General features: G+C 67.2%; 11 protein-coding genes. 6 read left to right on the forward strand and 5 right to left on the reverse strand.

Features of this window, described 5'->3' with window-relative positions; all coding sequences use genetic code 11:
* Positions 1–2: 2 nt before the first annotated feature.
* The 4 genes from CVUC_RS14360 to CVUC_RS14375 form a co-directional block, all read right to left on the reverse strand.
* On the reverse strand, positions 3–899 hold the full coding sequence (locus tag CVUC_RS14360) for a LysR family transcriptional regulator (protein WP_010919495.1): 897 nt from the start codon (positions 897–899) through the stop codon (positions 3–5).
* A gap of 13 nt (positions 900–912) precedes the next feature.
* A complete protein-coding gene (locus tag CVUC_RS14365) occupies positions 913–2,847 on the reverse strand; it encodes a CocE/NonD family hydrolase (RefSeq protein WP_164468121.1) in 1,935 nt (644 codons plus the stop codon).
* Positions 2,848–2,865: 18 nt separating this feature from the next.
* Positions 2,866–5,778 (reverse strand): TonB-dependent receptor, encoded by a 2,913-nt coding sequence (locus CVUC_RS14370; protein WP_010919497.1) that lies wholly within the window; start codon positions 5,776–5,778, stop codon positions 2,866–2,868.
* A gap of 204 nt (positions 5,779–5,982) precedes the next feature.
* On the reverse strand, positions 5,983–7,566 hold the full coding sequence (locus CVUC_RS14375) for an AbgT family transporter (protein WP_124743058.1): 1,584 nt from the start codon (positions 7,564–7,566) through the stop codon (positions 5,983–5,985).
* 142 nt (positions 7,567–7,708) lie between these two features.
* On the opposite strand from CVUC_RS14375, the gene CVUC_RS14380 reads away from it, so the two are divergent.
* Complete coding sequence (locus CVUC_RS14380; RefSeq protein ID WP_096033216.1) at positions 7,709–8,833, forward strand: CapA family protein; 1,125 nt, start codon at positions 7,709–7,711, stop codon at positions 8,831–8,833.
* 86 nt (positions 8,834–8,919) lie between these two features.
* Entirely contained in the window at positions 8,920–9,705 is a 786-nt protein-coding gene (locus CVUC_RS14385; RefSeq protein ID WP_096033217.1) for a 3-keto-disaccharide hydrolase, read from the forward strand.
* On the opposite strand, the gene CVUC_RS14390 is transcribed toward CVUC_RS14385, so the two are convergent.
* Positions 9,702–10,709 carry a LacI family DNA-binding transcriptional regulator gene (locus CVUC_RS14390; RefSeq protein ID WP_096033218.1) on the reverse strand — a complete coding sequence of 336 codons (1,008 nt, stop codon included), beginning with the start codon at positions 10,707–10,709 and terminating at the stop codon, positions 9,702–9,704. The two genes, CVUC_RS14385 and CVUC_RS14390, sit on opposite strands and share 4 nt — an antisense overlap.
* A 177-nt stretch (positions 10,710–10,886) precedes the next feature.
* Between CVUC_RS14390 and CVUC_RS14395 the strand changes: the two genes are divergently transcribed.
* From CVUC_RS14395 to CVUC_RS14410, 4 genes are read left to right on the forward strand one after another with little or no spacing between them, the layout of a single operon-like run.
* Positions 10,887–12,128: an MFS transporter gene (locus CVUC_RS14395; RefSeq protein WP_096033219.1), complete on the forward strand. Its 1,242-nt coding sequence runs from the start codon at positions 10,887–10,889 to the stop codon at positions 12,126–12,128.
* On the forward strand, positions 12,129–13,115 hold the full coding sequence (locus tag CVUC_RS14400; protein WP_096033220.1) for a sugar phosphate isomerase/epimerase family protein: 987 nt from the start codon (positions 12,129–12,131) through the stop codon (positions 13,113–13,115).
* Positions 13,115–14,245: a Gfo/Idh/MocA family protein gene (locus tag CVUC_RS14405; RefSeq protein WP_096033221.1), complete on the forward strand. Its 1,131-nt coding sequence runs from the start codon at positions 13,115–13,117 to the stop codon at positions 14,243–14,245. Before CVUC_RS14400 ends, CVUC_RS14405 begins: the two co-directional genes overlap by 1 nt.
* Complete coding sequence (locus CVUC_RS14410; protein WP_096033222.1) at positions 14,245–15,300, forward strand: sugar phosphate isomerase/epimerase family protein; 1,056 nt, start codon at positions 14,245–14,247, stop codon at positions 15,298–15,300. Before CVUC_RS14405 ends, CVUC_RS14410 begins: the two co-directional genes overlap by 1 nt.
* The last annotated feature ends 25 nt before the right edge of the window (positions 15,301–15,325 follow it).

Consider the following 15,325-nt stretch of genomic DNA (forward strand, 5'->3'; position numbering starts at 1 on the left):
GGTTAGCGCGCCTGTTCGCGAAAAAAGGTCTGGGCCTCTTCCAGGAAGGCCGCGGCCAGTCGGTTCATCGGCGCCAGCGCGGACGTCATGAACGCGTACTCATGCAGGATCTGAGGGCGGAAAACCCGGATAGCGACGCCTGGGCGTGCGAAGTTGTCGGCCAACAGAGCGTTGACGATCGCGACCCCCAGGCCGCCCGCCGCCAGCGCGCAGGCGGACCCGACGGTGTGGGTCTCGACCCGCACATCGGGGCGCACGCCCCGTTCGCGGAAGGCGTCGTCGATCTGGCGGCGCGTCCAGGTTCCCGCGCCGAGCAGCACCAGCGGTTCGCCGCGCAGCAACTCGGGCGTCAGCACCTCGTGCGCCGTGAGTGGATGGGTGTCTGGCAAGACGCAGACCGTCTCGCTCGTCGATAGCGTGACCGTGGAGATATCGCTGCGATCCAGCGGCAGTTTGACGAAGCCGCAGTCGACCGTGCGGTTGGCGACCATGGCGCGGGCGGTCGCAGTGCTACGGGACTCGATGGCGATCCGCACCTTGGGAAATCTCGCCATGAACCTGGGCAGGATGGTCGACAGCACGCTCTCGGAAAGGCTGGGCGGCGCCACGATCTTCAGGAGGCCGGTATTGAACGCGGCGATGTCGCGCGCCAGAGCGTCGACCCGCTCCAGGCCGCCGAACGCCAAGTCGATCTCGTCATAGATGATCAGCGCCTCGGGCGTGGGGCTAAGGCGCCCGCGCTCGCGATAGAAGAGTTCGAAGCCGACCTCCTGCTCGAGCTGGGCGATCAGCCGGCTCACCGCAGGCTGGGTCAGACCCATGCGGCCGGCGGCGGCCGTGGCCGAACCGCTCAGCATGGTCTCCCGAAAGGCCTCCAGGCTCCGCAGGTTCAGCTTCATCCAGGCCCTCGGATCAGCGCGTAACGATCGGCAGCAGCAGGCGCGAGGGCCGCTGGGCGTCCATATAGACCCGATTTTTCGCGCGACGGGGAGTGAAGCCGTAGCCTTCGGGCTCGTCTGTGTTCGGGTTGATGTCGAAGTGGGGGAAGTTGCTCGAAGAGATGTCCAGTCGGATGCGGTGGCCTTTCAGGAAACGATTGGCCGTGGGGAACGCTTCGATCTCGATGAAACAGACCTCGCCCGGGGTCATCCAGGTCTCCCAATCGAAGCGCTCCCGATAGCGGGCGCGGAGGATCCCATGCGTGAGGTTCATGGCGAACCCGTCGGGATAGTCCTCGGAGGGCGGATGGACGTCGATCAGCTTGACGGTGAAGTCCGTGTCGACCCCGTCCGAGCTGACGAAGAGGCGCGCCCGGATCGGGCCAATGACCTCAACATCGGTCTCCAGCGGCGGTGTTTCGAACACAAGGACGTCCTCGCGATCCCGAAGCGCGCGATAGGGCGGCAGGCAGCCGAAGATGTGGGGCCCTTCACGCTGGTCGAAGGCTCCGGGCTCCATCACCGGGGCGCCGGAGGCTATGGCGCCGCCGATGGTGGGTACTGGGTTCAGCGGATCGTGCACGTATTCGAGAAAGGCTTCGTCGACGACCTCTCGTGCGGTCGAGAGGCCGCCGGTGGCGGACAGGAAAAAGTCGGTGACGCGGGCGCCCTGTGGCGGCCACGCCGTTTCGTCGCGCCAGTGGCCGCCGTGATCCAGCCGGCCCTCCGGCGTCTTGCGGCCAGAGCCGCCGCCCATGACGAACAGCTTGACCGGGGGCAGGGGGTCTTTGGCGTGTTGGTCAGGCTTGAGCCAAGCGTCGAACCAGGCCAGGCGGAGGGCCACGTAGTCCTTCGCCAAGGCCCCATCCAGCGTCGCTTCGGGGCCGAAGTCGACGTCCCCCGCGTGGGTTACGGAACGCTGGCCATGCGTCCAGGGACCCAGGATCAGCTTCACCGGTGAACGCTTGCGACCCGAAAGGCCCAGAAAGTTCTCGGTCGCCGTGACCGCGTATGGGTCATACCAGCTGCTCATGTGCACCATCGGCACGTCGGCGTAGGTATCGTAAGCCCCGCGCGCATAGACGCCGGTCTGGGTCCAGTAGGGGCCAAAGAGGCCGGTGCGCCATTGGTCCAGCAGGTACTTTTCGTACTCCGGCGCCGCGCTCAGCGGGGAGTGACCCTCCATCCAGGGCATCCGCGTGAACCAGGCCTTGAGGTCCTGCGCCTCCAGGGCGGCGAGACGGGCGGGGTCGCGCTGGGTTTCGGGGCTGAGCAGTGCGTGCTTGTAAGCCCAGGTCGCCTGTTTGAGTTCGAAGGCTCCGCCCTGGCGGATCCCGGAGTGATAGGCGCTGGAGAAGCCGCCGGAATCGAGGAACATCGCCGCCAGCGCGGGCGGGGCCAGGCAGGCAGCCGCGCTCTGCACATGCGCACCATAGGAAAGGCCGTAGGTCGCCACCCGGCCGTCGCACCACGGCTGCGCGGCCAGCCAGGCGATGGTGTCATAGCCGTCAGCGCCCTCGCCGAGATACTTCTCGAACACGCCTTCCGAGGCGTAGCGACCCCGGCAGTCCTGAATGGCCACCACATAGCCGCCGCGCACAAACTGCACCGCCAGGTCCGGCTTCGACTTGGGGATCGGATCGTCGCGGGTCCGGTCGCCATGGTTGGTGCCGCGCTTGTCGTAGGGCGTGCGCTCAAGCAGGACCGGAAGAGGCGCGTGCGTCGGCTCGCCGGCGATCGCCGGCCGATAGATGTCGATGGCCAGGCGTACGCCGTCGCGCATGGTCACCATGACGTCGCGCGTGACATGCACGTCGTCGGGCGGCTGGCAGGCGCTGTGGCCTTCATGGCGATCGATGGAAAGGGCGGGGTTCAAGACCGGTCCTCCGGATCGGACGGCGGCCTGCAAGCCGCCGTCCTGTCCAGACTAGAACTTCGCCGAGACGCGGACATATCCGTACCGGCCGCGGGCGTCGTAGGTGTAGATGTCGTAGTTGATCGGGGCGTTGGCGTAGGACGCGGGCGGCGCCTTGTCGAAGATGTTGCTGATCCCGACGCTGATGGCGGTGTCATAGCGTTCGAACTGATAGCCGCCTTCCAGGTCGTTGTAGAAAATCGCCTTGGTCTTGGCGTCCTTCACCGCGTTCACGACATCGGTGGTCGAGCCGATATAGCGGCCGCGCCACAGCGCGTTCCACGACCCGCCCGTCCAGCTGAACGAGGCCTGGCCCTTCCAGTGCGGATAGGTCGAGCGAGGCTGATCGCCCTTGCCCGCACGTTCGTCGACGATGGGCGCGCCGCCGGCCGGGTTGGGGCTCGTGGTCTTGAAGCTCTCCAGGTACGAGGCGTCGACGACCGCCGCGAACTTGCCCAGGTCATTGCTGAAGTCGTAGCGCAGCGTGGTGTCCACGCCCGAGGTCTTGATCTCGGCGAGGTTCAGCACGCCTTGCAGCAGGTTGGTGATCGCGCCGGTCGAGGCGTCACGGGACACGAGGTCACAGAACACCCCGGCGCGCTGGGCGCAGAGGTTGAGAATCTGCGTGGCCGATTGGCTGGAGATCGCGTCCCGCACGGTGATTTCGTACCAGTCGACCGTCAGGCTCAGGCCTGGCGCAAAGCGCGGCTTGATGGCGACGCCCGCGCTATAGGTGTCGGCAGTTTCGGCCTTCAGCTTGGTGTTGCCCGAGATGGTGCCGGGGATCAGGCCATTGAGGTTGAAGTTGACCTGATTGTAGCCGGTGGGCACGCCGGTGCAGCCAGGCAGGCTGGGGTTGGCGCTCGCGCCGCCGTTGCAGGGGTCGGTCCCCTGGAAGCTCGTCTGGCGGCCGCCCTGGAAGAGCTCCAGGATCGAGGGGGCGCGGAAGCCTTGCGCATAGGTGCCGCGCACCAGGATGTCCTCGATCGGACGCCAGCCGACGCCGACCTTGACCGTGCTGTCGCCGCCGACCGTGTCGTAGTCCGAGTAGCGGGCCGCCAGGCTGATATCCAGCGTCTTGGCCAGGGGGACGTCCTTCAGCAGCGGGATCGCCGCCTCGGCATAGATTTCGTTCAGGCTGTACTGACCGACGGTCGCGATCCGGGTCTGGGCCGTGGTCGTTGTATTGCTCGCGAAGGCCGAGCCCGACGCCGGGGTCGGGATGTTGGTCGGCAGGGCGTTGACGAACGGATCGGGGCTGTCGGAGGCCTTGTTCTTGCGGTGCTCGACGCCGGCCGCGATCGCCAGAGGGCCCGCCGGCAGCTGGAACAGCTCGCCGGTGATATTGGCCGTGAAGTCGTAGATCTCGGTCTGGTTCGACTCGCGCGCCGTGAAGCGGATGTACTCGGCCTGGGCGGCGGTCATCGGCGAGAAGAGGTTGATCGGCACGCAGCCTGCGGTCGTTGCGCAGTTCGGACCCAGACCCAGCGCAAGCCGGTCGTAGTTCACGCCGTTCAGCGCCTGGGTGTCGATCTTGTTCTTCGAATAGAGGCCGTAGACGTCCCAGCTCCATTCGCGGCCGAACAGGTTCAACTCGCCGTCGAAGCCACCGGCGATGCGCCAGGTCTTGACGTCCTGAACGTTGTCGCGATTGCCGACCTCGGTCATCACCTTGCGGATGCGCCAGGCCGAGTTGGCGGCGAAGGCCAGGGCGTTGGCGGTGGGCACGCCGTTGGCTGTGCCGAACGGATTGAACGGCTGATTGTTCGCGATCGAGAAGCCGCGGATCGTCCCGGCCGAGCCGCCGATATCCAGCAGCACCGGCGAGAACAGCTGATCAGACTTGCGCTGGTTGAACAGGCCCTCGGCCTTGAAGCGGACGCTGTCGCTCAGGTCCGTGGTCCAGCGGGCATAGACGCCCCAGCGCTCGCTGGGACCGGTCGAGTAGATGCCTTGCGCCTGGGTGTTGTAGTAGTCGGCCGGCAACGACGCCGTGCGATAGGCGTTGTCGGCCAGGGCGCCCGAGCCGATCGTCGCACCGGCGGTGAACGCTACCGGGCTGGCCGAGGTGGCAAAGCCCGTGGGCGTGCCGAAATAGGCGTTATTGGACAGGCCGGGCAGGATGTAGAGGCCGTTCGGGCTGGTGCCCGGCGCTGTAACGGGAACCAGGGTCACGCGGGTCAGATCCCGCGACGTCGTCAGGATCGGCTTGTCCTTGACGTAGCTGGCCGAGACCAGAATGGCGCTCTTGTCGAAGCGCTTCCCGAAGTTGGCCATCGTCGAATAGGACTGGCCGTCGCCATGGGTGGTCGCGCCGTACTTGGCGGTCAGCTTCACGCCGTCGAAATCGCGGGCCGTCTTGATATTGACCACCCCGGCGATGGCGTCCGAGCCATAGATGGCCGAGGCGCCGTCCTTGAGAACCTCAATGCCTTCGATCATGCCCAGCGGCATGGTGTTGAGATCCACGAAATCTCGGAAGCCGCGCTGGCCCACGCCGTCGACCCAGCGATGGCCGTCGACCAGGACGAGCACCCGATTGCCGCTGCCTTCGGCGCCGCCGAGGTAGCGCAGGTTGATCGAGCTGGCGCCGTACGAGGTGCCTTGCGTGCCATTGGTGCTGAGGCTGACCCCGGCGGACGGCAGTTTCTGCAGCAACTCGCCGACCGATCCGGCGCCGGAATTCTTCAGATCCTGTTCGGTGATCGTGGTCACCACGCCGACGCCGTCCGCATCCCTGCGCTGGATGCGCGAGCCGACGACGATGATCTCCTCAACCGCATCGGCGGCCTGGGCGGCGGGTGCGGTGGCCGTCTGCGCCAGGGCCGGCGTGGCCAAGGCTCCGGCCAGCAGGGCGGCATAGGCGGTTCCAGCGCGAAGCGCGCGCAGGTTCAGTACGGGCATACGATGAAGTCCCCTCGTCATGGTGTGCTCGGCGCGGCTCTGTCGGCCCGCTCCCCTTGGATGCTGAAGCCTAGGGGCGGGCTGTTTTCGCGCGCAACGCTATTGGTCCGGCGCATCACCCTATGCCTGGACGGCATGGTCGCAGACCGTTGGTCGCCGAAATGCGCATCGCCGCCGCCTGGGAGGCGGGCGGCGGCGAACACCGCGTGATGATGCCTGATGGCGCTAGGGGATGGTCTGGGCGGTGGTAGGCGTAACATAGCCGCTCGGCGCGCCTGGCCCGACAGGAAGTCCCAGCCCAACCCAGGTGAAGACCAGCGCCATGCCGGCGATGGCGAAGCCGATGGTGTAGGGCAACATCAACGCCACCATGGATCCCACGCCAAAGCGTGGTCGCCATTTCTGGGCCAGGATCAGCACCAGCGGAAAGTTCGAGGCCAGGGGCGTGACGATGTTGAAGATCGAATCGCCCATCCGATAGGCGGCCGTCGTCATCTCGGGCGAGACGCCCAGAAGCATCAGCATGGGCACAACGATCGGCGCCATCGCGCTCCACTTGGCCGAGGCCGAGCCGATCAGCAGGTCCAGGAACGACGACATGATCAACAGCGAGAGCAGCAGGAGCGGCTTGGGCAGTCCAAGACCGCTTAGGGTCTCCGCCCCTTGCACCGCCATGACCGGCCCCATCTTGGACCAGGCGAACATCGCCACGAAGTGGGCGGCGAAGAAGGCCAGTACCAGGTAGGGCGCCATGGCCCGCATACCCTCGGCCATCATCGACACGATATCGCGGTGCGATTTCACCGAACCGGTCGCCGAGCCGTACGCCCAGCCCGTGGTCAGGAACAGCAGCATGAACGCGGCGATCAGCGACTGGTAGAAGGGCGTCATGCGCTTGGGCCCGACCGCCTCGTGATCGACCAGCGGCGCGCCGGGCCAGAGCGTGAGGGTCGCGAAAAGTCCAATCACCACCAAGGCGGCCACGCCCGCGCGGCGAAGGCCCTTCTTCTGCGCCTCGCCGATCTCGTCCAGGGCGAGGTCTGGCGCTGCGGCGGCGGTGTCCTCGCGGGTCCACGGGCCAAGGCGCGGCTCGACCACCCGATCGGTGACCCACCACGCGATCGGCGTGAACAGCATCCCGATCGCCAGGGTGAACCACCAGTTTCCGAGCGGGTTCATCACGAAGTTCGGATCGATCAACTGGGCCGCCGGCGCCGTGATGCCCAGGATCAAGACGTCGAACTGGCCGGGCAGCATGTTGCCGGCGAAGGCGCCGGAGATGCCGGCATAGGCGATGGCGATGCCCGCCAGCGGATGGCGTCCGGCCTCGGCGTAGATCAGCGCCGCCATCGGGATGAGCACCACATAGGCCGCGTCGGCCGCATGGTGCGACATGACGCCGATCACGAAGATCGCGGGACTCAGAACTGTCTTCGGCAGCTTGCGAATGGCGTCGCCCAGCAAGGCGCCGAACAGGCCCGAACGCTCGGCCACCGCCGCGCCCAGCATGACCACCAGAACCAGCCCCAGCGGCGGGAACTTGGTCATGGTCTCGGGCATGTCGACGAACAGCTTCGCCAGGTTCTCGCGGGAGAGCAGGCTCTCAGCCTGGAGGTGCTGGCCCGTGACGGGGTTCACCGCGCTCCAGCCCAGCGCGGAGGCGATGACGGAGCCGACCATCAATACGGCGATGCAACCGATGAAGATGAAGACGGGATCGGGCAGGGCGTCGCCGACGCGCTCGATGCGGTCCAGCAGTCGCCGCCAGCCGCGCTGGCCCGCGCGCTGCGGCTCGATGCTCTCGTTCATGCAAGGCCCCCATTGCGTTCGGCGACCCTGGCAGCGCCCCTGAGAGCCGACAATGGTATAGACGGCGATCATCAAGCCATACCGCGCGCGCATGATGTGGCTGGCTTTTCGCGGTTCGGCCTATGGTCTCCAATGAGAAGCTTTGGGGGCTGAGATGGATCGACGCAGTCTGTTGCTGGGGGCGCTGGGCTTGGCCGCGACGCCGGCGATCGCCAAGCCTCGTCGCGTGCGGCTGGCGCTCGTGGGGCAGGCCCTCATCGAGCACGCCCCGACCGACGCCCAGTGGCCCGGACGGCGAGCGGTGGCGCGCGCGTTGGCCAGGGCCGATCTTGGCTTCACCAACCTGGAGACCGTCATCAAGGGGCCCCGCGCCGGCGCACCGACGCGCGAAGCCCTGACCTTGCACACCGGCGAGCCGGCGGTGCTGGATGCGCTCAAGGCGATGGACCTTCGTCTGCTGGCCACCGCCAACAACCATGCCTTTGACCTGGGGAGCGGCGGGATCCTCGATACGGTCGACGCCATTGAGCGCGCCGGCTTGGTGTCGGCGGGGTCGGGGCGTGATCTCGCCCGGGCCGCCGCGCCCGCCTATGCGCCGACGCCAGCAGGGCCGGTGGCGCTGGTCGCCTTCGCCACGGGCAAGGTGCGCGAGGGCGGCGCTGCGACGCTGGCGCGTCCGGGTGTCAATGAACTGCGCCGCGACGCCTCAGGTCTCCCGCGCGAGGACGACGCTGAGCGGGTGTTGGCCGCCATCGCCGAGGCCAAGCGCCGCGCCGAGGTCGTCATCGCCTATCAGCACAATCACGACTGGGAGCCGAACCAGGCCGACGTGCCGGCCTGGCAGAGGGCGTTCGCGCGCCGATGCGTCGCGGCCGGAGCCTCGGTGTTCGTCGGGCATGGCGCGCCCCTGTTGCAGGGGATCGAGATCCATGACGGCGCGCCGCTGTTCTTTGGACTGGGCAACTTCGTCTTCCAGACCGAGAAGCCGCCCGGCGCCTATGCCGCCGAATGCTGGGAGAGTGTGATCGTGCAGGCCTCGTTCGAGCGCGGGCGTTGCCAGGCTTTCGAACTGACGCCGATCGTGATGAACGAGATCGGACTGGGCGGCCCCGAAGACATGGCCACGCGCGGCATGCCGACCTTGGCGTCGCCCGCGCAGGCCCGGGTCATCCTGGATCGCATCAATGCGCGCTCGGTGGCCTTGGGCTCAGCGGCCTTTGCGGTGCGGGGGTCTCGCGTGGTCTGGACCGCTCCCGTCAAGGGGTGAGCCTCCCTGGCTTGCGGTGCAGCGCGGGCTGGTCAATCTTGCCCGCTTTGCTGGCCAAAGAACGTCGGCTCCAGGGAGTAGGGCGGATGACGATCAAGCCGATCATGGGTCTGGCTAGCTTTGCGGTCGGCATGGCGCTCCTGAGCGCCACAGCCTCGGCTCAGACTCGTCCCGAAGACACCGAAGTCTGGAAGCCTGTCCCTGCGGTGGTGACGCCGGCGTCCGCGCCGGGCGGGGCCCCGTCGGATGCGATCATCCTGTTCGACGGCCGTAACCTGGATCAGTGGGTCACAGCGGCCGACAAGTCTCCGGCGGGCTGGACGGTCGCGGACGGGGTCATCACCGTCGACAAGGCGCGGGGCAATATCGAGACCAAGCGCGCTTTCCGGGACTATCAACTGCACCTGGAGTGGCGCATTCCCGCTGACATCGCCGGTTCCGGCCAAGGGCGTGGCAACAGCGGCGTCTTTCTGGCCTCCACCGGCTCGCGCGACCAGGGCTATGAGGTGCAGATTCTCGACAGCTATCAGAGCGCGACCTACGTCAACGGCCAGGCCGGCGCCGTCTACAAGCAGCATCCGCCCTTGGCCAACGCCAACCGCAAGCCCGGCGAGTGGCAGACCTACGACATCATCTGGCGCGCGCCGGTGTTCGGCTCCGATGGCGCGCTGACGACCCCCGCCTCGGTGACGGTGCTGCACAACGGCGTGCTGGTGCAGGACAACGCGGTCCTGGCGGGCGAGACCGTCTATATCGGCAAGCCCGGCTACAAGGCGCACGGTCCGTCGCCGATCAAGCTGCAGGCGCACGGCGACCCCAGCATTCCGATCAGCTTCCGCAACATCTGGGTGCGAGAGCTGGCGCCCCGCTAAGCGGGGGGCGGCGCCGTGCTGCCCCGCACCACCAACTGGTGGGGCAGGGTGATGTTCTGCAGCGCCGTGGAGCGGCCCGCGAGGATGTCGAGCAGCAGCCGAACCACCTCGTGACCAATCTGCTCCTTGGGCTGGCGCACCGTGGTCAGCTGCGGGTGCAGGTACTGGGCGAAGCGGATGTCGTCGAAGCCGACCAGCGAGATGTCGCGCGGACAGTCCAGGCCGCGCTGCCGGATCGCTTCCAGCGCCCCCATGGCCATCTCGTCGCTGAAGCAGAAGATCGCCGTCGGCCGCCCCGGTTCGTCCAGTATTCCGCCCGCTTGTCGGACGCCGGACTCGATCGAGAAGTCGCCGATGGCGATCCGCAGGGCGCTGGCGCGTCCATGGCGCTGGGCGGCGGTGAGCACACCCGCCAGGCGGTCGCTGCTGATCGGGCTGGCCAGCGGTCCGGTCACCACGCCGACGCGGACGTGGCCCAGGCCATAGAGATGGTCCATGACTTCGGCGGCGGCGCGTTCATTGTCGATATGGGCGCTGGAGACCGCCAGGCCCGGCCGGAACTCGCAGCCGTTGACGATCGGCGTACGCGGCCCCTTGGCGGCGAGCATCTCGGCCAGGACGTCCGGGAGGCGATGCCCCAGGAAGATCAGGCCGTCGGCTTCCTTGCGCCGGAACATCAGGGCGTACTGCTCCTCCCGCGCCTCCTCATGACGCGTGTCGCCCAAGAGTACGGAGTAACCCGCCGCCAGCGCGGCCTCCTCGACGCCGCGGATCACCTGCGAGAAGAAGGGGTTGGAGATGTCAGGCACCGTGACCAGGATCTTCTCGGTCCGCAGGGTGCGCAGGCTCTTGGCTGCGAAGTTCGGCTCGTAGCCGAGGCGCTGGACGGCCTCCATCACCTTCTGGCGCGTGGCCTCAAGCACCAGGTCGGGCGCGCTGAAGACCCGCGACACGGTCGCGGTCGAGACCCCGGCTTCCCGAGCAACATCTTGAATGGTGGCCATCGGCCGGACACTGGCGGGTCGCCGTTAGCTTGGCAAGCATCGCAGACCGCGCGTTGTGGCCTTGCAACGGTTGCCGCTTTCGCGGACCCCTGTTATCGATGAATTCGATTACATTGGAGCGGCGCGCGTCTGAAGAGGCGAAAAGGCGGCCGCCCAGGGGTCGGGGAGGACGAAGGCATGGGGACGAGTTTCCGTCTGTTCGTGATGATGGTGCTGCAGCTGGCGATTTGGGGCGCCTGGGCGCCCAAGATCTTCCCCTACATGGGCATGCTGGGCTTCGCGCCCTGGCAGCAGTCGCTGGTCGGCAGCGCCTGGGGCGTGGCGGCGCTGGTGGGCATCTTCTTCTCGAATCAGTTCGCCGACCGGAACTTCTCGGCCGAGCGGTTCCTGGCGGTCAGCCACCTGATCGGCGGCGTGGCGCTGCTGGGCACGGCCTTCTCGACGACCTTCTGGCCGTTCTTTGCCTGTTACCTCGTTTTCAGCCTGGTCTATGTGCCGACACTGTCGGTCACCAACTCGATCGCCTTCGCCAATCTGCGCGATCCGGCGGCGGGCTTCGGCGGGGTGCGGATGGGCGGAACCGTCGGCTGGGTGCTGGTCAGCTGGCCCTTCGTGTTCCTGCTGGGCGCCCAAGCGACGGTGGAGCAGGTCCGCTGGATCTTCCTGGTGGCGGCGATCGTCTCCTTCGTCTTCGCCGGTTACGCTCTGACCCTGCCGCACACGCCGCCGCGCAAGGCCGATGACGCTGTCGACAAGCTGGCCTGGCGACGGGCGTTCAAGCTGCTGGGCGCGCCCTTCGTGTTTGTCCTCTTTGTCGTGACCTTCATCGATTCGGTGATCCACAACGGCTACTTCGTGATGGCCGACGCCTTCTTGACCAACCGGGTCGGGATCGCGGGCAATCTCAGCATGGTCGTGCTGAGCCTGGGCCAGGTGGCCGAAATCATCACCATGCTGCTGTTGGGCCGCGTGCTGGCCAAGCTGGGCTGGAAGGTCACCATGATCGTCGGCGTGCTGGGCCACGCCGCGCGCTTTGCGGTCTTCGCCTACTTCGCCGACAGCGTGCCGGTCATCGTGGCGGTGCAGCTGCTGCACGGCGTCTGCTACGCCTTCTTCTTCGCCACGGTTTACATCTTCGTCGACGCCGTCTTCCCGAAAGATGTCCGCTCCAGCGCGCAGGGTCTGTTCAACTTGCTGATCCTGGGCGTCGGCAATGTGGCCGCCAGCTTCATCTTCCCCGCGCTGATCGGTCGCCTGACCACCGATGGGTCCGTCGACTACACGACGCTGTTCCTCGTGCCGACCGCCATGGCTTTGGCGGCGGTCTGCCTGCTGGCGCTGTTCTTCCGGCCGCCCACGCGGGGACCTGTTTCGGAGGCGGATTCCGCTTCATCCGCCGCCGGTTCGGCCCAAGCCTAGATGTCAGGAAAGGTGATCCCCATGCGCATGACCGCCTTCGATAATCAGAGCCAGGGCCTGTCGCGTCGGGGCCTGCTGGCCGCCGGCGCCGCCGCGCTGGGCGCGGGCGTCGCCGGCGCGGCGGGCGCCAGCGCGCTGCCGTTCTTCCAGCGTCGCAAGCAGCCCGTGGGCATCCAGCTCTACAGCCTGGGTCCGGACCTTGCCAAAGAGCTCGATGCGCAGCTGGCGACGGTGGCCAAGATCGGCTTCCGGACGGTTGAGCTGGCCGGCTACCTTGGCCGCACGCCCGCCGATCTGCGCGCGGCGTTCGACAAGCACGGGCTTGTCTGTCCCAGCGCGCATATCTCGCCCAAGGGACCCAGCGGCTTCAGCGGCGACCTCGTCAAGCTGGCGGACGAACTGCACGTCATCGGGGTGAAGTCGGCGATCATGCCGATCTTCTACATCCCCGAGCGGATGGGCGCGGCCGACCTGCGCCAGGCGGGCGTGCAGATGACCGCCGACGAATGGAAGTGGAACGCCGACTTCCTCAATGAGAAGGCGGCCATCCTGAAAAAGGCCGGCATTCTCGCCGGCTATCATAACCACAACTTCGAGTTCGCGCCGCTGAAGGACGCCAAGGGCCGCGAGACCACCGGGATGGACATCCTGCTGAAGGGCACGGACCCGTCGCTGGTGACCTTCGAGCTGGACGCCGGCTGGGTGACGGCGGCGGGCCAGGATCCGTTCGCGCTGCTGAAGGCCTATCCGGGGCGCTTCACCCAGATGCACGTCAAGGACGTCAAGCCGAGCACCAAGCCCAACTTCGAGCTGCGGCAGGATCCGACCGAGGTGGGCTCTGGCATGATCGACTGGAAGCGGCTGCTGCCGGCGGCCTATGACGCCGGGATCCGGGGCTTCTACTACGAGCAGGAGCCGCCGTTCGCCTACACGCGCCTGGAGTCGGCCAGGATCAGCTTCGACTATCTCGCCAAGGTCGTCGCCTGATGGCGCTGCGGATGGCCATGGTGGGCGGCGGGCCCGGCTCGTTCATCGGGCCGGTGCACCGGATGGCCGCCGAGCTGGACGGCCGCATTCGGCTTGTGGCGGGCGTGTTCAGCCGAGACCCCGCCAAGAGCGCCCAGGCTGCGGCTGCTTGGGGCGTCTCGCCCGATCGCGTCTATCCGGACCACCACACGATGTTCGCGGCTGAGCGCGGGCGCGCCGACGGCGTGCAGCTGGTCTCGGTGGTGACGCCGAACCATCTGCATTTCGATGTGTCCGCCGCAGCCCTGAAGGCGGGTCTGCATGTGATCAGCGACAAGCCCGCGACGCTGAACCTCGCCGAGGCGCAGGCCTTGGCGAAGGTCGTCGCCGCCTCGGGCAAGCAGTACGGCCTGACCTACACCTACACCGGCTATCCGATGGTCCGCGAGGCGCGCGAGATCGTGGCGCGCGGCGATCTGGGCGCGGTTCGCAAGGTGGTGGTCGAGTACTCGCAAGGCTGGCTGTCGACGCCGCTGGAGCGCGACAGCGCCAACAAGCAGGCCAGTTGGCGCGCCGATCCCAGCCAATCGGGCGTCGGCGGCTGCATCGGCGACATCGGCGTCCATGCGTTCAACATCGCCGAGTTCATCACTGGGCGGCGCGTTGAGAGACTGTGCGCGGATGTCGCGACGGTCGTACCCGGGCGCGATCTCGACGACGACTGCAACGTCTTGCTGCGGTTTGAGGGCGGGGCGCGCGGCGTGCTGATCGCCTCGCAGATCTCAGCCGGCGCCCGCAACGGCCTGACGATCAGCGTCTATGGCGAGAAGGGCGGCCTGACCTGGTCGCACGAGGATCCCAACATTCTGACGCTGGATTGGCTGGATGGGCCCAGCCACGTGCTGCACGCCGGCTCTGGCTATCTTGGCCCGGCGGCGCGGGCGGTGACGCGCCTGCCGACCGGTCATCCCGAGGGCTTCATCGAGGCCTTCGCCACGATCTACCGTGATTTCGCCGACGCCATCGAAGGCCGCGCCGGCGGCCTTGTGCCGGACATTGCCGAGGGCGTACGCGGCATGACCTTTGTCGAGCGCGCCGTTGCGGCCAGCCGCGACGATGCGGGCTGGGTGTCGCTGCAGGGAGAGGGCTGATGAAGACGCTCAAGGGACCGGCCATCTTCCTGGCCCAGTTCATCGGCGACACGCCCCCGTTCGACAAGCTCGAGACCATGGCCGCCTGGGTGTCGAGCCTGGGCTATGCCGGGGTGCAGATGCCGACGGGCGGGGCGGACTCGTTCTTTGATCTGGCCCTGGCCGCCGAAAGCCAGACCTATTGCGACGACATCGCCGGGTTGCTGGCCGAGTACGGCCTGGAAATCACCGAGCTGTCGACGCACCTGCAGGGACAACTGGTCGCGGTGCATCCGGCCTATGACGAGCTGTTCGACGGCTTCGCGCCGCCGGAACTGCGCGGCAAGCCCAAGGAACGGCAGGCCTGGGCGGTTGAGCAGGTGAAGGCTGCCGCTGTCGCCAGTCGGCGGCTGGGCCTGAAGGCGCATGCGACCTTTTCCGGCTCCCTGGCCTGGCCCTACCTCTATCCGTGGCCCCAGCGGCCGGCGGGCCTGATCGAGGAGGCGTTCGCTGAGCTCGGGCGTCGCTGGAAGCCGATCCTGGATGTCTTCGACGAGAACGGGGTCGACGCGGCCTATGAAATCCATCCGGGCGAGGACTTGCACGACGGGGCTACGTTCGAGCGCTTCCTCGACGAGGTCGGCGGACATCCTCGGGCCAACATCCTCTACGACCCCAGCCATTTCGTGCTGCAGCAACTGGACTATCTGGCCTACATCGATCGCTACCACGAGCGGATCAAGGCGTTCCACGTCAAGGACGCCGAGTTCCGACCGTCGGCGCGCTCGGGCGTCTATGGCGGTTATCAGGGCTGGGTGGACCGGCCGGGCCGGTTCCGCTCGCTGGGTGATGGTCAGGTCGACTTCAAGGCGATCTTTTCAAAGCTGGCGCAGTACGACTATGACGGCTGGGCGGTCCTGGAGTGGGAGTGCGCGCTCAAGCATCCCGAGCAGGGAGCCGCCGAGGGCGCGCCGTTCATCCGGGATCACATCATTCGGGTGACGGACAAGGCGTTCGATGATTTCGCGAGCGCCGGGTCCGACGCCGGGCGCAATCGACGGCTGCTTGGCCTGTAGTCCAAGCGCGTGTTCTGACGGAGTG

The organism is Caulobacter vibrioides (assembly GCF_002858865.1).
Classification (GTDB): domain Bacteria; phylum Pseudomonadota; class Alphaproteobacteria; order Caulobacterales; family Caulobacteraceae; genus Caulobacter; species Caulobacter vibrioides.